This window comes from Marinobacterium rhizophilum, from assembly GCF_024397915.1.
GTDB classification, from domain to species: domain Bacteria; phylum Pseudomonadota; class Gammaproteobacteria; order Pseudomonadales; family Balneatricaceae; genus Marinobacterium_A; species Marinobacterium_A rhizophilum_A.
Genome location: NZ_CP073347.1, coordinates 269,347 through 288,987 on the forward strand (window position 1 = coordinate 269,347; position 19,641 = coordinate 288,987).

Sequence of the window (19,641 nt, forward strand, 5' to 3'; positions counted from 1 at the left end):
ACGGGAGCCTGTCATGACTGCAGCCAATCCATCGCAGGAATTTGTTCAGCGTGAAGACAAGGCGGTTTACGAGACCGAAGAGCCGGTGCTTTACAGGGTCGAGGCGGGCATTGCCACCCTCACCATGAACCGGCCCGGCTTCAATAACGCACAGAACTCGCAGATGACCTACGCCCTTGATGCCGCCTTTCGCCAGGCCGTGGACGATGACAGCGTCAAGGTGATTGTGCTGCGCGGAGAAGGAAAACACTTCTCGGCCGGTCATGATATCGGTACGCCTGGACGGGATATCAACAAGGAGTTCGAGCGCAACCAGTTGTGGTGGGACCACACCAACAAGCCCGGTGGCGAGTACCTCTATGCCCGTGAGCAGGAAGTGTATCTGGGCATGTGCCGGCGCTGGCGCGAGTTGCCCAAACCGACCATTGCCATGGTGCAGGGCGCCTGTGTGGCCGGTGGTCTGATGCTGGCCTGGGTCTGCGATCTGATTATCGCCAGCGATGATGCCTTCTTCCAGGATCCGGTGGTGCGCATGGGCATTCCGGGGGTGGAGTATTTTGCCCATCCTTTCGAACTGAACCCGCGAGTGGCCAAGGAATTTCTGTTTCTGGGGGATCGCATGAGTGCCCAGCGTGGCTACGAGATGGGCATGGTGAACCGTGTCGTGTCCCGCGAGGCCCTGGTCGATGCCACCTACGAGATGGCGGCCAAGGTCGCTCGCCAGCCCCGCATGGGGCTGGCGCTGACCAAGCAGGTGATCAACCACATCGAAGATCTGCAGGGCAAACGCACGGGCATGGAAGCGGCCTTTGCCTGGCACCACTTTGCCCACGTGCACAATGAGCAGATCTCCGGTGACCTGCTCGGCGGTTACGACGCCAAGGGCATGGTCAAGGCCAACAAGGCCGAGGCCGGCGACAACGGAGATAAGGCATGAGCAGCCCATTGTTACACACCGAGCTGACCCGCCGTCTGGGCTGTCGCTATCCCATCGTCCAGACCGCCATGGGCTGGGTGTCGGATGCCAATCTGGTGATCGCCACGACCAAGGGCGGCGGCTTCGGCTTTCTGGCCGGTGCCACTATTGAGCCCGCGCAGCTGGAAGGGGAGATCCGCAAGGTGATCGATGCCACCGGCGGCAGCAACTTCGGCCTCAATTTCCATATGTTCCAGGAAAATGCGCAGCAGTGCGTCGAGCTGGCGATTCAGTACCGCCTGAAAGCGGTCAGCTATGGCCGTGGCCCCGACCAGGCAACCATTGGCCGTCTCAAGGCCGCCGATGTGCTCTGTATCCCCACGGTCGGCGCGGTCAAGCATGCCATCAAGGCGGTGGCGCTGGGCGCGGACATGATCACCATTCAGGGCAGTGAGGGTGGCGGCCATACCGGCGGCGTGCCCACCACCATCCTGCTTCCCCAGGTGCTGGATGCCGTGGATGTACCCGTCATTGCTGCCGGCGGCTATTCCACTGGGCGCGGTCTGGCCGCAGCCCTGGCCGCAGGTGCCAGCGGTATCGCCATGGGTACGCGATTCATGATGACCACCGACTCACCCACGCCCGAACAGACCCTGGCGCGCTATCTGGCAGTACAGGACACCCAGCTGATCCGCGTGACCACTGCGGTCGACGGAATGCGCCATCGCATGATCGAAAACGTCTTCATTCGCAAGCTCGAGGGCGCAAGCCCCATGCGCAAATTGCTGATCGCGCTCTCCAGCGCCCGTCAGTGGAAGCGTGAAACCGGCATGACCTTCGGCCACATGCTGAAGACATTCTGCAAGGCGGTGAAGGAAGATCCTGCACAAATGTCGCAGGTGGTGATGTCGGCCAACCAGCCGGTACTGCTGCAACGCTCGATGGTCCAGGGCGTTCCGGACGAGGGCATTCTGCCCAGCGGCCAGGTGGCCGCAGCAATCAATGAATTAGTCAGTGCCCCCGAGCTGATCGCCACGATCGCCGGAGAAGCTGAAACCTGTTTGCAAGCGCTGTGCACTCGCGCAGCCGCCGGACAGGCACTGGAAGAGGCATCCTGAGATGAGTACAGGCCATAAAGTTCAGATAGAGAATGGTATTGCCGAGGTTGTGATCGCCAAGCTCCCGGTCAACGCCCTCGACAGCCGGGAGTGGTTCGAGCTGGCCCGGGACATCGAGTCCCTGGGGCGCGACCCCGAAGTGCGCGTGCTTGTCATCCGCGCCGAGGGGCGGGGTTTTTGCGCCGGCGTGGATATCAAGGAGCTGGACAAGCATCCCGAACGTATCGTCGACGTCAACGCCGGCAACTACGCCACCTTCAAGGCGGTACACCGCTGTGAAGTGCCGGTGATCGTGGCGGTACATGGTTATGTACTGGGCGGCGGTATCGGTATCACCGGTGCGGCCGATATCGTGCTGGCCTCCGACTGCGCCAGCTTTGCCCTGCCAGAGGTGGACCGCGGTGCCATGGGCGGCGGCGCACATCTGCAACGGCTGTTCCCGGTGCAGAAAGTGCGCCAGATGTTCTTCACCGGAGAGGCCGTGACTGCGCCCGAGGCGGATCGTTACGGCTTTATTGAGTGCATCGTCCCCAAAGAGCAGCTGCGTGAAGCAGCCCTGGAAATTGCCGCCAAGATTGCGGCCAAGAGCCCGGCCATGATCCGTATCGCCAAGGAAGCGCTCAACGGTATCGAGGACGGCAACCTGGAAGACAAATACCGCTGGGAGCAGGGCTTCACACTGCAGGCTTACACCAGCCCGGACTCGGCTGAAACGCGCCGGGCCTTTGTCGAAAAACGTGACGCAACTTTCTGAGGTGCGATATGGATCTGACCTATACCCCCCGACAGCAGGCCTTTCGTGCAGAGGTGCGGGCCTGGCTGGTTGAGAATGTGCCAGTTGAAAAGCTGGCCAGTTACGACACGCGCGAAGGTTTCGAGCAGCACCGCGAGTGGGAACGCAAGCTGTTTGATGCGCGCCTGTCGATGGTGATGTGGCCGCAGGAGCTGGGTGGTCGCGGTTGCGACCTGACCGAGTGGCTCATCTTTGAAGAAGAATACTACGGCGCCGATGCACCCATGCGTGTGAATCAGAATGGCCAGCTGCTGCTGGGGCCCACGCTGATGGAATTTGGTACCCAGGCGCAGAAGGAACGTTTCCTGCCGCGCATGGCTGCCAGTGACGACATGTGGGCCCAGGGCTGGTCCGAACCCAGCGCCGGCTCTGACATGGCGGCCGTATCCAGCAAGGCAATTCGCGATGGTGATCACTATGTGATCAATGGCCAGAAAACCTGGTCCACCCGTGCCAGCTTTGCCGACTGGGTGTTCGGGCTGTTCCGCAGTGATCCCGAGTCAAGCCGTCATCACGGTCTGTCCTACCTGCTGGTACCGCTGGACGCCAAGGGAGTGACCATTCGTCCGATCAAGGCACTGAATGGCAAGGATGCCTTTGCCGAGATCTTTTTCGACGACGTACGGGTACCGGTAGAAAATCGCATTGGCGACGAGGGCCAGGGCTGGAAGGTCGCGATGGCAACGGCCGGTTTTGAGCGCGGCCTGCTGCTGCGCTCACCGGCCCGGTTTCAGCAGCCGGTGCGCAAGCTTATCGAGCTGTACAAGGCCCATCAGACTGAGGCGGATCGCGACCCCAGCATCCGTGATGCCGTGCTGGAAGCCTGGGCGGGTGCAGAAGCCTATGCGCTGTCGGCGTACCACACCGTAGGACGTATCGCCCGAGGCGACAAGATTGGTGCCGAGTCCAGCATCAACAAGATTGTCTGGTCTGAGCTGGATCTGAAAATTCATGAAACCGCGATGCGGATTCTGGGTGCTCGGGGCGAGCTGCTGGCCGGTGCGCCGCAGGGTGGCGATGTTGATGGCTGGCTGGAGGGCTTCCTGTTTGCCCAGGCCGGACCGATCTATGCCGGCGCCAACGAGATTCAACGCAATATAATCGCTGAGCGCATGCTCGGCCTGCCAAAAGCCTGAGGTTCGCCATGGATTTCACTTTTACTGATGACGAACGGACCTTTCGGGAAGCGATCAGCCGCTTCCTGATGACCGAGGCCGCCCCCGAAGCGCTGCGCGAAATCTGGGAGACCGATTCCGGTCGCTCGCCGGATCTGCGCAACAAGATTGCCGAGCAAGGTCTGATGGCGCTGTCGATCCCCGAGTCTGCCGGAGGTCTGGAGATGGGGGATGTCGCCTGGTCGCTGATGACCCAGGAGCTGGGTTACTACGGCATCCCCGACTCCCTGGCCGATACCGCCTATGTTAGTGCTGGCCTGATCAATGCGCTGCCTGACAGCGTCAGCGACCGCCAGGGCTGGCTGGAGCAGATTGCCGAAGGCAGTTTGCGTATTGCAATCGGTCACCCGGTCAATCCGCTGGTAGCCGATGCTCACCTGGCAGACTTTACGCTACTTGCTCACGCCGGCGAGATTCATGCCGTGCCGCGCGCGCTGATCGATGTCGAGCACAACCCCAGCATCGATTCATCGCGCAGACTCTGCCGCGTGATGTGGGAGCCGAGTAGCGCGACCCGTATTGCGGATGCGGCTACCGGTCAGCCGCTGTGGGATCAGGCGCTGAATCGAGGTGCCTTGTCGGTGGCCGGGCAGCTGCTGGGACTGGCGCAGCGGATGCTGGATCTGTCGGTTGACTATGCCGCTCAGCGCAAGCAGTTCGGCAAGCCCATCGGCAGTTTCCAGGCGGTGAAGCATCATCTGGCGGATGTGGCTGGAAAAATCGAATTCGCCAAGCCCGTGCTCTACCGTGCGGCCTATTCGCTGCAGCATGGCAGTGCCGATGCTGCGCTGCATGCGTCCCTGGCGCATACGGCCTGTGGTGAGGCCGCGCACCTGGCGGCACGCCACGGCATTCAGGTTCACGGTGCCATGGGGTACACCTGGGAGGTGGACCTGCAGATGTTCATGAAGCGTACCTGGGCACTGGAATCCGCCTGGGGGGATCGCACCTTCCACAAGGCTCGCGTCAGTGATGCGGTATTAAGCGACGGCGCCGCCCTGGGCCCCGGACACCTATTTGGGAGATCGTGATGACTGAGGCCTATATAGTCGATGCTCTGCGCACGCCCACCGGGCGTCGCAAGGGTGGTTTATCCCATGTGCATGCCATCGATCTGGGTGCCCATGCACTCAAGGCGCTGGTGGAACGCAACGCCATACCGGCCGATGAGTACGACGATGTGATTTTCGGCTGTGTCGATACCATCGGCTCCCAGGCCGGCGATATCGCCCGCACCAGTTGGCTGGCCGCCGGTCTGCCGCTGAATGTGCCTGGCACCACGGTAGACCGCCAGTGCGGTTCTTCGCAGCAGGCGCTGCACTTTGCTGCCCAGGCGGTGATGAGTGGTACCCAGGATGTGATCGCCGTCGGCGGCGTTCAGACCATGACCCAGATCCCGATCGCATCGGCGATGCTGGCGGGTCAACCGCTGGGGTTCAGCGATCCCTTTTCCGGCAGCAAAGGCTGGCAGGCGCGCTTTGGCGATGCGCCGGTAAACCAGTTCTATGCGGCCCAGCGTATCGCCGACCACTGGGGCATCAGCCGTGCCGATATGGAAGTCTTCGCGCTGGAGAGCCATCGCCGTGCGCTGGCGGCGATCGAAGCCGGTTACTTCGAACGCGAGATCGTGCCGCTGGAAGGCGTCAGTCGCGATGAAACACCGCGTCAGACCACGCTGGTGAAGATGGCTGAGCTGGAGCCGGTGGCACCTGAGTTCCCATCCATCACTGCCGCCGTGTCGAGTCAGACCTGCGATGCTTCCGCCGCCATGCTGGTGGTGTCCGACGCTGCACTCAAACGTTACAAGCTGACGCCACGGGCGCGCATTCACCATATCAGCGTCTGTGGCGACGACCCCATCTGGCACCTGCGTGCACCCATTCCGGCCACGGCAGCGGCGCTGAAAAAAGCCGGCATGAGCCTGGATCAAATTGATCTGGTTGAGATCAACGAGGCCTTCGCTTCGGTGGCCATGGCCTGGCAGCAGGAGACGGGCTACAGCCACGACAGGATCAACGTCAACGGTGGCGCCATCGCCCTGGGGCATCCACTGGGGGCGACCGGTGTGCGCTTGATGACAGGGCTGCTGCATGAACTGGAGCGCCGCCAGGGGCGCTTTGGCCTGCAGACCATGTGTGAAGGTGGCGGCCAGGCGAACGTGACGATTATCGAGCGGCTGGGCTAAAGCCGAATCGTCTCGTTTTGCGTGCTGTGCGACGTGCACATTTGAGCTGAATCCATGGTCTGCGCTGTTGCTGCAGGCCATTGCAAGTTTACGGGGAAGCTATGTCTATTTTGCAAGGCCGAGTGGCCATTATTACCGGTGCTGGCGGCGGATTGGGTGCGGCCCACGCCAAAGTGTTTGCGGCTGAAGGTTGTGCTGTGGTCGTCAACGATATTAACGCTGGCGCAGCGCAAGCAGTGGTGGATGAAATCACCGCTGCAGGAGGCAAGGCGGTGGTCAACACGTCCGATATCACCAACTACGACGACAGCGCCCGGGCGGTGCAACAGGCCATCGAGACCTTCGGTGATCTGCATGTGGTGTTGAACAATGCCGGCGTGAATCGCGACCGCATGTTCGCCTCCATGACCGAAGCGCAGTGGGACAGCATCATGGCGGTCCACCTGAAAGGCCACTTCTGTATCAGTTCCCACGCCGTGCATTACTGGCGCGACCAGTCCAAAGCCGGCAAGGCGGTGAGCGCCCGCATCATCAATACTACCTCCGGTGCCGGGTTGCAGGGCTCCATCGGTCAGTCCAACTATGCCGCCGCCAAGGCGGGTATCGCTGCGCTGACCCTGAATCAGGCGGCAGAGCTGAGCCGTTACGGCATTACCGCCAATGCGGTGGCACCGGCGGCGCGTACCGGCATGACCACGGCGGTGGAGTCGATGGCGACCCGCATGGCGAAGCCGGAGGACGGCAGCTTCGATTACTGGGCACCGGAAAACGTCTCGTCTCTGCTGGCCTGGCTGGCAACGGAGGAGGCTGGGGACGTGACCGGCAAGGTGTTTGAATCCGAAGGCGGAAAAATTTCCATCTGTGACGGTTGGCGTTCGACAGAGGGCGTCGACAAGGGCGCTGCCTGGAAGCCCGAAGACGTCGGGGAAGCGGTATACAAATTGATTGCACAAGCCGTACCGGCACAGAAAGTCTGGGGCAGCTGAGGAGCACGATTGTGAGTAAGACTATGAGCAATATTCCCGCATACGTTGAAGGTCATGGCCTGCTCAAGGGCAAGTCGGTTCTTATTACCGCTGCCGCCGGTGCCGGTATCGGCTTTTCAGCCGCCCGCCGCGCCGCCGAAGAGGGCTGCCGTGCGCTGATGATTTCCGATATCCATCCGCGGCGGCTGGAAGAGGCGGTAAGCACTCTGAAACAGCAAACCGGACTGGATGCTATCTACGGTCAGCTGTGCAACGTCACCATTGAGGATGACGTACAGGCATTGATCGCTGCGGCGGAAACGCAGCTGGACGGCGTCGATGTGCTGATCAACAACGCAGGTCTTGGCGGCCAGAAGAAGGTCGTCGACATGAGTGATGAAGAGTGGCATCGGGTACTGGATATCACCCTGACCGGCACCTTTCGCATGACCCGCGCCATGCTAGTGCACATGCAGGCCCGTGGTCGCGGTACCATCGTCAACAATGCTTCGGTACTGGGTTGGCGCGCGCAGAAGGAACAGGCGCACTACGCCGCCGCCAAGGCGGGGGTCATGGCCCTGACCCGCTGCAGCGCCCTGGAGGCTGCCGAATACGGCGTGCGTATTAATGCGGTGTCGCCATCGATCGCGCTGCACGATTTCCTTAAGAAAGCGTCCAGCGAAGAGCTGCTGGCACAGCTGTCCAGCCGCGAGGCGTTCGGGCGTGCCGCCGAAGTGTGGGAAGTGGCCAACGTAATGATGTTTCTGGCCAGTGATTACGCGTCCTATATGACCGGCGAAGTCGTCTCGGTCTCATCGCAGCAAGCCTGAGGATACTGTTATGGCGAATCATCTGTTTGCCAGTGCCCAAGCACTGCTGGCGGCGCAGGGCACGGACCTGGGCTGCAGCGACTGGCTGGAGATCACCCAGCAGCGGATCGACCTGTTTGCTGAAGCCACCGGTGATCACCAGTGGATTCACGTCGATCCGGTACGGGCGGCGCAGGGCCCTTTCGGCCGCTGCATCGCCCACGGTTACCTGACGCAGTCTCTGGTCAACCTGTTCCTGCCCCAGCTGATGGAAGTGCAGAACCTGCAGATGGGCGTCAACTACGGTTGCGACAAAATACGCTTTCCGGCAGCGGTACCGGTGGGCAGTCGCATCCGTGGTCGTGGTGAGGTGATTGCCGTCGAGCAGATCAAGAGCGCCATTCAGGCAACCGTGCGCGTCACCGTCGAGATCGAGGGTAGTGAGCGCCCTGGCTGCGTGGTCGATACGATCAGTCGCTACACCTTTAACCCGGCTTAATGAGGAAAATGAGATGAGTGAAGCAGTCATTGTATCCACGGCGCGTACCGCGCTGACCAAGTCGTTCCGCGGCTCCTTTAATGATACTGAAGCGCCGGTTCTGGGTGGTCATGTGGTCCGAGCTGTTGTCGAGCGTGCCGGTATTGAACCGGGCGCGGTCGAAGACGTGATCATGGGCGCGGCGGTGCAGCAGGGCACTCAGGCCTACAATATCGGTCGTCTGTGTGCCTATACCGGCGGCCTGCCGGACTCGGTTCCGGGCATGGCGCTGGATCGCATGTGTGCGTCCGGCCTTATGACCATCGGCGTGGCCGCCAAGAGTATTCTGGCCGGCGAGATGAAGATAGCTGTGGCCGGTGGCGTCGAGTCGCTGTCGCTGACCCAGACCAAGCACAAGAACAGCTACCGGGCACAGTCCGAAGCGGTTAAGGACGTGGCTCCCAGCGCCTACATTCCGATGATCGAAACCGCCGAGCTGGTGGCCGAGCGTTATGGCATCAGCCGCGAAGAGCAGGACCGCTATGCACTGCAGAGCCAGCAGCGTACCGCTGCTGCACAGGAAGCGGGCCTGTTCGACGACGAGATAGTGCCGCTCAACGCGCAGCAGCTGCTGTTCGATGCGGACCGCAAGCCGGCCGGTCACAAGGAAGTGGTTGCCAACCGAGACGAGTGCAACCGTCCGCAGACCACCTATGAAAGCCTGGCGGGCCTTGCGCCGGTGTGGAAGGACGGTCAGTGGATTAGCGAGGGGAAACACGTCACGGCGGGTAATGCCTCCCAGTTTTCCGATGGTGCGGCTGCAACCCTGCTGATGAGCCGTGAAGAGGCGGATCGTCGTGGCATCGCGCCGTTGGGTATCTACCGCGGTATAGCCGTGGCGGGCTGCAAGCCCGAAGAAATGGGTATCGGGCCTGTTTATGCGATTCCAAAGCTGCTGGAACGTTTCAACCTGCAGGTGAGCGACATCGGCCTGTGGGAAATCAATGAAGCCTTCGCCAGCCAGGTACTGTACTGCCGCGATCAGCTCGGCATTCCCAATGACCGTCTGAATGTCAACGGTGGCGCGATCTCCATTGGCCACCCGTTTGGCATGTCCGGCGCGCGCATGGTGGGTCATGCGCTGATCGAAGGGCGTCGCCGCGGGGTGCAATATGTCGTGATCGCCATGTGTATTGGCGGTGGCATGGGCGCAGCCGGTTTGTTTGAAGTCTGCCCCTGATTGGGACTGTGATCACGGGTATTGCTCAGGATAAGGACAATAAAATGAGTCAGAAACTGTTTGAACTCGAGGGTCTGGTAGCCCTGGTGACCGGCGCCGGTCAGGGCATGGGGCTGGGTGTCGCCCGGGCCCTGGCAACTCAGGGCGCCAGGGTGGTGGTGAACGACTATTACTCTGAACGTGCCGAGCAGGCGGTGACTCAGCTACGCGCGGAAGGTTTTACCGTCTGTGCCGCACCTGGGGATATCACCTTGCCGGATGTCCGTGAATCGATAGTCGCGATTGCCGAGCGCGAGTTCGGTCCGGTCAGTGTTCTGGTCAATAACGCCGGGGTGCCACCGGGCATGCCGGAATCCCTGCGTCAGTTCAGAGACCTGGATGATACCGATTTCGAGCGGCAGCTGGATCTGAATCTGCGCGCCATTGTCGGTCTCAGCCGGCGGGTGCTGGATGGCATGATCGAGAACGGCTTTGGCCGCATCATTATTATCAGCTCGGAGTCCTGGCGCACCGGGCTCTCGTTTGGGTTGACCAACTATGCCGCGGCCAAGGCGGCGGCGCTGGGTTTTATGCGCCATCTGGCCCATGAGGTTGGTCGCCAGGGTGTCACCGCCAATGCCGTGTCGCTCGGTACCATGAACAACTTCGGTGACTACGCCGAATATGCCAAGGCCACTGCGGTCGGGCGTACGGGCACACCGCAAGATGTGGGTGCGGCCGTTGCCTATCTGGCATCCCGTGAAGCGTCCTGGATGTCCGGGCAGGTATTGCCACTCAACGGTGGTTCGGTCACCGCCTGATTGCCCATAGTGGCATGTTTAAGGTGTCGGGAGGCCTATGCGTAGAACAAAGGAGGAGGCACAGCACACTCGCCTGTTGATTATGCAAAAAGGGCTGGAAATATTTGCTGATCAGGGAGTTTCTGGATGCCATTTAACTGACATCGCAAAATCCGCCGGTTGCACGCGTGGTGCAATCTATTGGCATTTTAAGGACAAATGGCATCTTTTTGAGGCTATTTGCGAATTTTATTCAAGCCCACTTAACGATCTCAGTGACGCCTGTCTATCCAGTGACGAGCAAGACCCGCTTGGTAAACTCAGGCAGTTACTGGTGAAAATGTTGATAAAGGTTGAGCGCGATCACAGTTTTTGCCTGGTGATGATCATGTTTATGCGTGAGAGTTCAGGCCTGGCGCTGGGTGGCGCGTCTGAGTCGGTAAGCCGGTTTATACAGAATCAGCATGAGCGGCGAGTGGTGATGATAAAGAACGCTGTTCAGCGTGGACAGCTTCCAGAGAGTTTGGACCTTGAGTTTGCTTCTGCTTTTATCAAGGCAGTGGTGGATGGTTTTGTATCAAGCTGGCTACAGCGTGCAGAGTTTTACTCACTGTCTGACAACGCTGAACCTTTTGTCGATACGCTAATCGCCAGTCTTCAGTCTTTGAAGGGCCTTCCCTGCAATCTGGACCATGGTGTGGAGAAATTATGAATCGTGAGTCGATGGAATTCGATGTGGTGATCGTTGGTGCAGGCCCCGCCGGCCTGTCCGCCGCCATTCGCCTGATGCAGCAGGCGCAGGACGCCGAGCGCGAGCTGTCGGTCTGTGTGGTGGAAAAAGGCTCCGAAGTCGGCGCCCATATACTGTCGGGCGCCGTGATCGAGCCCCGCGCCCTGGCGGAACTCTTTCCCGACTGGCAGGAGCGCGGCGCACCGCTGACCACGGCGGTGACCGAAGACCAGATTTATTTGCTGAGCGATGCCACCTCGGCCCGGCGCATTCCCAACGCGCTGGTGCCCAAGACCATGCACAACCATGGCAACTATGTTGCGAGTCTTGGCAACCTGTGTCGCTGGCTGGCCGAGCAGGCCGAGGCCCTGGGGGTGGAAATCTTCCCGGGCTTTGCCGCCAGCGAAGTGCTCTATCACGCAGACGGCGAGTTCCAGGGCGCGGTCAAGGGCATCGCCACCGGCGACATGGGCATCGGCCAGGATGGCCAGCCCAAGGACAGCTACATGCCCGGCATGGAGCTCCACGCCAAGGTGACCCTGTTTACTGAAGGCTGCCGCGGGCACCTGGGCAAGCAGCTGATCGAGAAATTTGCGCTGGACCAGGACGCCGACCCGCAGCATTACGGTCTGGGCATCAAGGAGCTGTGGGACATCGATCCTGCCAAGCACCAGCCCGGCCTGGTGCTGCACGGCTCCGGCTGGCCCCTGGTCGGCAAGGGGCAGGAAGGCACGAGCGGCGGCTTCTTTCTTTACCACGCCGACAACAACCAGGTGGTGGTGGGGCTGATCGTCGATCTGAACTACAGCAACCCCTGGCTGAGCCCGTTCGACGAATTCCAGCGCATGAAGCACCATCCACTGTTTGCACAGTATCTGGAAGGGGGCAAGCGGGTGTCCTACGGTGCAAGGGCGATCACCAAGGGCGGCTTTAATTCCCTGCCCAAGATGACCATGCCGGGTGCACTACTGCTGGGTTGCGACGCCGGCACCCTGAACTTCTCCAAGATCAAGGGCACCCACACGGCGATGAAGTCCGGCCTGGTGGCCGCCGAGAGCGTGTTCAAAGCCCTGGGCGAAAGTGACAGCGCAGGCCAGGACATCAGCGCCTTTACCGAGGCCTTCAGGGCCTCCTGGCTGTACGATGAACTCTATCGCAGCCGCAACTTTGGCCCGGCGCTGCACAGGTTCGGCACCCTGCTGGGCGGTGCCTTCAACTTCGTCGACCAGAACCTCTGCGGTGGCAAGATTCCAGTGACGCTGCACGATACCCGGGCGGATTATGCCCAGCTCACGCCTGCGGCCCAGAGCCAGAAGATCGACTACCCGAAACCCGATGGCAAACTGAGTTTTGACAAGCTGTCGTCGGTGTTCCTCTCCAACACCAACCACGAAGAAGACCAGCCCAGCCATCTGCAGCTGAGGGATGCCGGCATTCCCATCGGCACCAACCTGCCCACCTGGGCCGAGCCTGCGCAGCGTTACTGCCCGGCGGGGGTCTATGAAGTGGTGGAAGAGGCGAGCGGCCCGCGCTTTCAGATCAACGCCCAGAACTGCGTGCACTGCAAAACCTGTGACATCAAAGATCCGTCCCAGAACATTACCTGGGTGGTGCCCGAAGGCGGTGGCGGCCCGACCTATCCGAACATGTAGGTGCAAGGTGCAAGGTGCGAGGGGCAAGGGGCAAGGGGCAAGGGGCAAGGGGTTGCCGTTGTAGCCTGATGAGATGGTCTCCTCCCCACTCCGATCGGCGTCACAATGCGCCAAGATAAAGGATGAAGCCTTTTATCTGACAAGTTGAGGAGAAGACCATGAATAAGCTTACGACGATTGGTATTGATCTGGCAAAAAATAGCTTTGCACTGGTGGCCTTGAGTACGACGGGTAAGGCCTTGTGGCGTAAAACGCTGACGCGGTCACGAATGCTACGTTTCCTCGCTCAGCAGGAACCCAGTCATATCGCCATGGAAGCGTGCGCCGGCGCCCACTACTGGGGCCGCGAGATCCAACAACTTGGGCACAGGGTAAGCCTGCTGCCACCGCAGCATGTAAAAGGGTATCAGCGGGGGCAGAAAAACGACTACAACGATGCCGCAGGCATTGCTGAAGCCTGCCAACATGGACAGATAAGGCCGGTCAGGGTCAAAACACTGGAGGAGCAAGATGCGCAACTGTTCGGTCAGCTGCGCTTGCAGCTCTCGCAGGAGCATACACGGCTGATTAATCAGGTCAGGGCTCTACTGGCGGAATATGGCATCGCCATTCGCCAGGGCGTTACGGCACTGTACGCCGCTGTTCCTGAACTGCTTGATGATGACGCGAACGCCCTCACACCCAGGTTACGCCTGTTGCTCAATCGGCAATACCAACGGCTACAGGCGCTGCGAACAGAACTTGCCTGGTACGAGCAAGAGGTCAAACGGCAGGCACGTGAGGATGACGTCTGTTGCCGGTTGATGGAGGTACCCGGTATAGGCCCCATTGTCAGCGGCACGCTCAAGCACTGGATGGGGGACGGACAGCAGTTTAAACGTGGGCGGGATGCCTCGGCGGCGCTGGGGTTGGTGCCCCGGCAGCACAGCACGGGCGGCCATCAGCTGCTGCTGGGCATTAGCAAGTGCGGCAACCGCGCCGTCAGATCCCAGGTAGTGCACGGTGCTCGCGCGGTGGTTGCACAGGCGGGACATAAAGTCGACCCGCTGAGTCAGTGGATCAACCGTTTAGTGGCGACACGAGGTTACAACAAGGCAATGGTGGCGCTGGCGAACAAGCTGGTCAGAATCGCCTGGATCATCGTGGCACGCGGCGAACATTACCAGCCAAAAGCAGCCGCCTGAGCGCCGCGTCCGAGAACAAAACAGAGTACGTCCATCAACAGACGTTGATGAGTCCACCCAGGGTTGCGAAGGCAAAAGACCCTCGATGACACAACAGGTCAAACCGGCATACTGAAAACCTGGCCATTCCAACGTTCTGCGAGAACGGTAGCCTGATAAGGACGGTATGCGCGAATGCTCATCAAGGCCAGAGGCCACATGCGTGGCTTCAACAACAGGCCGGATATATGGCAGCAACCTGTCCCTGAAATCGAGATCTGGTGCCTTGCACGCGGGGAGGAGACCATATATGGAATGAGCCTGCGAATTCCGGGAAATGAGCCCCAGGCGAATTTCGAGGGTGTGCCTGCGAATTCCGGGAAGCAGGGTGAAACCTGCGGCGGGCGAGCAGGCGATCTAACGGTGTGTCCACTTTTGTGGGGTCACATCAGGTTTGGATTTAGCGACCTTTGTAGGTGCCAGGGTGCTGATGAGCGAAGCGAATCGCACCGTTTACCCAAGCGAATTGTTCCGGGCGGCGTTCCGTCGTGCGGCGGTTCGTCGTCATGCCTCATTAATCACTATAAGCACACCAGTGAATCACCATGCACAAGCTGCATCCTATGGACAGCTAACGCTGTGCAAATCGGTAATCCTGTCGATTTATAGCCTTAAAACACCGCAAAAATCAGTTCATTCAATCGTAGGGAGCGATTGAACGTGTAAGCCCCGAAGGGGTGAAGCACATGGGTGTGCTGAACAAATCAGCCGGCTCTCGTTATGGCCAGCCTGTCCACGGATGCTTGATCCGATCCTTGTATTTCACCACCCGCACCGCCAACTTGAACAGTTTCAGGATGATCGTCATCGGCTGCGCACGGGCCAATTCGTGTGGCACAGCGTGTTTTCCCGCAGGTTGTGAATCAGCCAATAGGCGGCACAGGGTCATCAGTTCGGGATTGGCGAAATGGCTATCGCCACGCAAGATGATGTGCGTATCCGGCCAGGCCAGACGGATGAGGCGTAGAACGCGCTTGATGATCGCGGCGTTCTCCTTGCCCGTGGGCCGCTTGCCGGGGCATATGACAGGGCACCGCCTTGAAAATGGGCGCGAAGGGAACATTCCGCGGTGGCAGGAAAACGCAGTTGGTCTGGGGTAGAATCGTGCATCGGCGGTCTCGTTTAAGCTTCGTACGAAGCGTTATTGGCGTAATCTCAATTATATCAATGGGTTAAGCGAGACTCGCCCTCTTTTGTGAAAAATCCGGGTTAGGTTCTTGGTCTAAAATATTTTCGTTTTTGGCGATAATTGAAACATTAATGGCGATTAATGATGCATTTTTGTCGATTTAATAAACCATTATTGACTGATAAATATTTGACTGTAGATACAAAACAGCCTGTCGCTCGGTAGTAGATGCTTGATCAAACATAACTAGCTGAGCTCTGAACATAACCCTTTGTGTGCCGCTTTGGAGAATATGTGAATAATAATTTAAAGATTACACGTAATGGACAAATCCTCGAAATCGTATTGGATCGTCCTAAAGCAAATACAATTGATGCTAAGTTAAGTGCAGATATGGGAAAGGTGTTTGCAGAATTTAGAGATGATCCAAGTCTGAGAGTGGCTATTCTGACTGGTGCAGGGGATAAGTTTTTTTCTGCTGGTTGGGACCTCAATGCAGTAGCTGATGGTGAGGAGTTCATCGGTGATTTTGGCGAGGGGGGGTTTTGTGGATTTACCGAAATGAAAGAGCTTCATAAACCTATTATCTGCGCTGTAAATGGTCTGGCTGTCGGTGCAGGATTTGAAATGTTGTTGCGTGCCGATTTTATTCTGGCAGCAGATCATGCGGAGTTTATGTTACCTGAAGTTCGTATTGGTATCGCACCTGATATCGCAATATTTATGTTGCCTAAGTTGTTGCCTCGTCAAAAAGCTATGGAAATATTGATGATGGGGCGACGTCATAGCGCTCAGGAGCTGGCTTCATTCGGGCTGATTAATAATGTAGTCCCTGCTGATCAGCTTATGGATGCGGCACGCAGTTTTGCTCGGGATTTAATGCGTTCTGCGCCGCTATCAATTGAGGCTGTAAAAGAAGCGGTTCACCTAACAGAGCACTTGACCTTTGATGAGTCATATAAGGAGCTTAGAAAAGAGGCTTGGCCCCGTTTCATGAAAATGCTTAAGAGTAGTGATGCTGTTGAAGGTGCTAACGCTTTCTTGGAAAAAAGAGAGCCTGAGTGGAGGGGTAACTGAATAAATTATTGTATCAGATAGTAGTATAAATATTTTTACAGCTGCTTAAATAAAAAAACAAACGGAAATATTATGAGTAAAATTAAAAAACGTGAAGAGGTGGTGATTCAAGAGGCACCTCTAGATAAAAAAATATTCTGGCCCGCTTGTTTGGTTGTAACGGCGGCGATTATGTTTATGATAGTTTTTGAGGAAAGTTCCCGCAGTGTAGTTGAAAATATTTTTAACTTTGTAACTAATCAATTCGGTTTCGTCTATATTTGGGCAGGTGCTATCTTCTTTATTTCTGTGATCTGGATATCGCTCGGTAAATTTGGAAGTGTAAGGCTCGGTGGTGCTGAGGCTCGTCCAGAATTCAGTCGAATTAGCTGGATTGCTATGTTCTTCTGTTCTGGTATTGGCACATCGTTAATTTACTGGTCATCAATTGAATGGACCTATTATTATACTTCACCTCCTTTTGGCTTAGAGGCCAAAAGTCAGGCTGCTGCTGAATATGCCGGCATGTACGGAATGTTTCATTGGGGGCCTCTTGCTTGGGCTTTTTATAGCCTCACAGCATTTCCTATTGGTTATGCATATTACAACCGAAAAAAAGGTGGATTAAGGTTAAGTACTGCATGCGCCGGTATTATTGGCGAGAAAAACGCGACGGGTACTATCGGTAAAATAATAGATATCTTGCTGGTTTTCGGTTTAGTCGGAGGTACTGGTACAACACTAGCCTCGGGTACACCCATGCTAGCCGAAGCTCTGAGTCAGTTCATGGGCGTGGCTCATACAGCTGCAATTGATATCACAGTCGTGGTGGTTTGGACTTGCATCTTTGTAACATCTGTTACTCTGGGTCTGAAAAAAGGTATTAAAGTACTTAGTGATATTAATTTGATAGCGCTGATAATTCTCTGTTCAATTGTTTTTATTGGCGGGCCTACTTATTTCATGCTGAATATGTTTACGGATAGCATTGGTCTTATGCTGACTAATTTTACTCGTATGGCTTTTTATACAGACCCTATTGGTAAAAGTATGTTTCCTCAGTGGTGGACAATATTCTATTGGGCTTGGTGGGTTGCTTATGGGCCTTATATGGGAATATTTATTGCCCGTATCTCAAAAGGGCGTACATTTCGTGATATAGGATTAACTGTTACCATTGCGGGTAGTACTGGTTGTATGCTGTTTTTTATGTTGTTCGGTAATAATACAATGTATGCAGAGTTAAATGGTCTATACCCTGTACTAGATACCATCAAAAATGAAAGTGCATCTGCGGCTATCTTGGGGGTTATGATGCAATTACCTCTGGAGTGGTTAATTCTCCCTCTCTTTATTCTGGTTGGGTTTGTGTATTCTGGTACTACAGTTGACTCGTCAGCGTATGTACTAGCGTCTATTACCTCAAAGAATATTAAAGAAGGCCAGGAGCCCTCTCGCATAAATCGTCTATTCTGGGCTATAGCACTTGGGATTACAGGTCTGATACTTATGAACGCAGGTGGTTTGGCGCCGATAAAAACGGCGAGTTTAATAGTGGGTGTTCCATTGGTGTTTATTATGGGGATTTCTTTCCTTTCGCTATTGAAATGGTTGAAGGAAGATTTTCCTGAATATCAAGGTGATGATTTAAAAGTTAAATCAACGGAAGATGATGAAAGTCCATCAATGTCGTTAGACAACTCGGAGATGGCTTTCAAAAAAGTATGACAATATATATTTGATATATTGGTTACAAGAAAACGACGATTCTTCTATCGTCGTTTTTCTTTTTCAGGCGTATAGTTACTGTCCCTTGCTGAAAGTTCGCTGCAGGCAGTATTTTTATATAGATGACTTCTTTTATATAAAAATTGATTAATCTTTACTAGGGTCAGATATATGCTTTAGTCCGATAATTTTTTCTTATGGTGCCTTGCCTTGCCTTGCCTTGCCTTGCATGTATCGGAATGTTAAGAAGGATGGCCGATTTAGTTGTCATCGTAGTGGGGGCCCCGTCGATAAAGATGCTGGTCAGTGTAGTTTTCAGTTATATGCTGAGAAGTGAGCTTCACCCATAATTGGTATCTTGGAGGTTTTTTACGGATAGGCTCTATATTTATTTTTTCGATCTCTCATCAGAAGGGCACTTTTTAAATACGTTCTTATACGTCCTTATAAAAGATGTTCGCGATGTGTAGCCAGCCCGCAAGGCAATTTCTGTGATGTTTAAACTTGTTTCTGTTAGTAGTCTTTGGGCTAGCATAACCCTCAGTCTTGAGTAATAACGTGTAGCCGTGGTACCTAGGCTTTCTTTAAAGTCGCGCTCTAGTTGACGCTGTGAAATCCCGGTCTGGCTAGAGATTTCCGCTACCGACAAAGGACTCTCAATATTCCGTTCCATCAGTTTAATAGCCTTGGCCAGGCGAGGCATTTTATTTTCAATCATGGCCGGAACACGCTCCCTTTGTGGAGTGCTTCCCGAGCGTTCAGTGTCAAAAATTAAAAGTTCCGAAACAGCAATAGCAGTCTCCTGGCCAAAGTCCGCTCTGATGATAGTCAGCATTAAATCAAGTGCGGTGGTCGCTCCGCCAGAGGTAATCCGGTTGCGGTCGATAACGTAACGATTATTACTGACTTTAATCTCATGGAACTTTTCGGTGAAAGTCTCAATTTCCGCCCAATGAATGGTTGCCTGATAACCGTTTAACAATCCGGCTTTTGCCAACGGGTAACTACCTGCATCAAGCCCACCAAGCACCGGGATCCGGCTCTTCAGTGTGCGCAGTTTACGGATTACATCCCTGGAACTGTGACGTTGATAGTTATAGCTTGCCAGCACAATCAATGCATCGGGTTTTTCTGTAGAAAGCATTTCATCAATGCTGAAGTCTACCCGCATCTCGAAGCTGCTGGAGCTGGTTACAGGTGAGCCATCTATCGAAATCAGCGACCATCTGTAGCCCGGTCCATTAATGAAACTGTTTGCTGCCCGCAAAGGCTCTATTGAATTGAATAAACAGAGGTTACTGAATTCAGGCAGTAATAAGAAACAATAGTGTTTCACAAGTTTTGTACCTTTCTGGTATTAGAAATAACTATGGGCAGTAGTGACATTCTTATCCTAAGGATCGATCAGTTATTGAACGATTTATATCGGGTTCAAAACTTTATCGAGCTGAAGACATTCAAAATTATAAGTCATGTCGAAAATTAAAACAAATATGTCGATTAATGTTAAGTGAGTGACGATGACCTTGTCACGCACTACATCTATGGCTGTCGCTCACTACACCAGAGTGCTCTACAGAAGCTACCGGTTATATTTCTATCTGGGTTGCCAAGGGCGAATGAATTTGAACGCAAGAGCCGAATGGCTGAAGCCGCTTAATTGAG

Annotated in this window: 18 protein-coding genes and 1 pseudogene; 17 read left to right on the forward strand and 2 right to left on the reverse strand. The window is 56.0% G+C overall.

Annotated features, from left to right (window positions below):
* Positions 1 to 13 precede the first annotated feature (13 nt).
* The 15 genes from KDW95_RS01140 to KDW95_RS01210 all read left to right on the forward strand — a co-directional run bounded on the left by KDW95_RS01140 (position 14) and on the right by KDW95_RS01210 (position 14,721).
* Entirely contained in the window at positions 14 to 937 is a 924-nt protein-coding gene (locus tag KDW95_RS01140; protein WP_255854386.1) for an enoyl-CoA hydratase, read from the forward strand.
* A complete protein-coding gene (locus KDW95_RS01145) occupies positions 934 to 2,034 on the forward strand; it encodes an NAD(P)H-dependent flavin oxidoreductase (protein ID WP_255854388.1) in 1,101 nt (366 codons plus the stop codon). The genes KDW95_RS01140 and KDW95_RS01145 overlap by 4 nt, the downstream gene beginning before the upstream one ends.
* 1 nt (position 2,035) lies before the next feature.
* Complete coding sequence (locus KDW95_RS01150; RefSeq protein WP_255854389.1) at positions 2,036 to 2,788, forward strand: enoyl-CoA hydratase family protein; 753 nt, start codon at positions 2,036 to 2,038, stop codon at positions 2,786 to 2,788.
* Positions 2,789 to 2,796: 8 nt separating this feature from the next.
* Positions 2,797 to 3,963: an acyl-CoA dehydrogenase family protein gene (locus KDW95_RS01155; RefSeq protein ID WP_255854390.1), complete on the forward strand. Its 1,167-nt coding sequence runs from the start codon at positions 2,797 to 2,799 to the stop codon at positions 3,961 to 3,963.
* Positions 3,964 to 3,971: 8 nt separating this feature from the next.
* Positions 3,972 to 5,033 (forward strand): acyl-CoA dehydrogenase family protein, encoded by a 1,062-nt coding sequence (locus KDW95_RS01160; RefSeq protein ID WP_255854391.1) that lies wholly within the window; start codon positions 3,972 to 3,974, stop codon positions 5,031 to 5,033.
* Positions 5,033 to 6,187 carry an acetyl-CoA C-acetyltransferase gene (locus KDW95_RS01165; protein ID WP_255854392.1) on the forward strand — a complete coding sequence of 385 codons (1,155 nt, stop codon included), beginning with the start codon at positions 5,033 to 5,035 and terminating at the stop codon, positions 6,185 to 6,187. Before KDW95_RS01160 ends, KDW95_RS01165 begins: the two co-directional genes overlap by 1 nt.
* Before the next feature lie 101 nt (positions 6,188 to 6,288).
* Positions 6,289 to 7,173 carry an SDR family oxidoreductase gene (locus KDW95_RS01170; protein WP_255854393.1) on the forward strand — a complete coding sequence of 295 codons (885 nt, stop codon included), beginning with the start codon at positions 6,289 to 6,291 and terminating at the stop codon, positions 7,171 to 7,173.
* An 11-nt stretch (positions 7,174 to 7,184) separates the two neighbouring features.
* Positions 7,185 to 7,982, forward strand: a complete 798-nt coding sequence (locus KDW95_RS01175; protein ID WP_255854394.1) for an SDR family oxidoreductase — start codon at positions 7,185 to 7,187, stop codon at positions 7,980 to 7,982.
* Positions 7,983 to 7,992: 10 nt separating this feature from the next.
* Positions 7,993 to 8,460: a MaoC family dehydratase gene (locus KDW95_RS01180; RefSeq protein ID WP_255854395.1), complete on the forward strand. Its 468-nt coding sequence runs from the start codon at positions 7,993 to 7,995 to the stop codon at positions 8,458 to 8,460.
* 13 nt (positions 8,461 to 8,473) lie between these two features.
* Entirely contained in the window at positions 8,474 to 9,679 is a 1,206-nt protein-coding gene (locus KDW95_RS01185; protein ID WP_255854396.1) for an acetyl-CoA C-acyltransferase, read from the forward strand.
* Positions 9,680 to 9,723: 44 nt separating this feature from the next.
* Positions 9,724 to 10,479 carry an SDR family NAD(P)-dependent oxidoreductase gene (locus KDW95_RS01190; RefSeq protein WP_255854397.1) on the forward strand — a complete coding sequence of 252 codons (756 nt, stop codon included), beginning with the start codon at positions 9,724 to 9,726 and terminating at the stop codon, positions 10,477 to 10,479.
* Positions 10,480 to 10,516: 37 nt separating this feature from the next.
* Complete coding sequence (locus tag KDW95_RS01195) at positions 10,517 to 11,170, forward strand: TetR family transcriptional regulator (RefSeq protein WP_255854398.1); 654 nt, start codon at positions 10,517 to 10,519, stop codon at positions 11,168 to 11,170.
* Positions 11,167 to 12,840: an electron transfer flavoprotein-ubiquinone oxidoreductase gene (locus tag KDW95_RS01200; protein ID WP_255854399.1), complete on the forward strand. Its 1,674-nt coding sequence runs from the start codon at positions 11,167 to 11,169 to the stop codon at positions 12,838 to 12,840. The genes KDW95_RS01195 and KDW95_RS01200 overlap by 4 nt, the downstream gene beginning before the upstream one ends.
* A gap of 158 nt (positions 12,841 to 12,998) precedes the next feature.
* The gene (locus KDW95_RS01205; protein WP_255854400.1) at positions 12,999 to 14,024 is read left to right on the forward strand and encodes an IS110 family transposase; all 1,026 of its coding nucleotides are present in this window, start codon (positions 12,999 to 13,001) and stop codon (positions 14,022 to 14,024) included.
* A 469-nt stretch (positions 14,025 to 14,493) separates the two neighbouring features.
* Entirely contained in the window at positions 14,494 to 14,721 is a 228-nt protein-coding gene (locus KDW95_RS01210; RefSeq protein WP_255854401.1) for a hypothetical protein, read from the forward strand.
* 84 nt (positions 14,722 to 14,805) lie between these two features.
* On the opposite strand, the pseudogene KDW95_RS01215 reads toward KDW95_RS01210, so the two are convergent.
* Positions 14,806 to 15,090, reverse strand: a pseudogene (locus KDW95_RS01215) (transposase); the annotation flags it as partial.
* 396 nt (positions 15,091 to 15,486) lie between these two features.
* On the opposite strand from KDW95_RS01215, the gene KDW95_RS01220 reads away from it, so the two are divergent.
* Complete coding sequence (locus KDW95_RS01220; RefSeq protein WP_255854402.1) at positions 15,487 to 16,269, forward strand: enoyl-CoA hydratase-related protein; 783 nt, start codon at positions 15,487 to 15,489, stop codon at positions 16,267 to 16,269.
* 72 nt (positions 16,270 to 16,341) lie between these two features.
* The gene (locus KDW95_RS01225; RefSeq protein ID WP_255854403.1) at positions 16,342 to 17,976 is read left to right on the forward strand and encodes a BCCT family transporter; all 1,635 of its coding nucleotides are present in this window, start codon (positions 16,342 to 16,344) and stop codon (positions 17,974 to 17,976) included.
* Between the two features lie 388 nt (positions 17,977 to 18,364).
* On the opposite strand, the gene KDW95_RS01230 is transcribed toward KDW95_RS01225, so the two are convergent.
* Positions 18,365 to 19,312, reverse strand: a complete 948-nt coding sequence (locus tag KDW95_RS01230) for a GlxA family transcriptional regulator (protein WP_255854404.1) — start codon at positions 19,310 to 19,312, stop codon at positions 18,365 to 18,367.
* Positions 19,313 to 19,641: the final 329 nt, after the last annotated feature.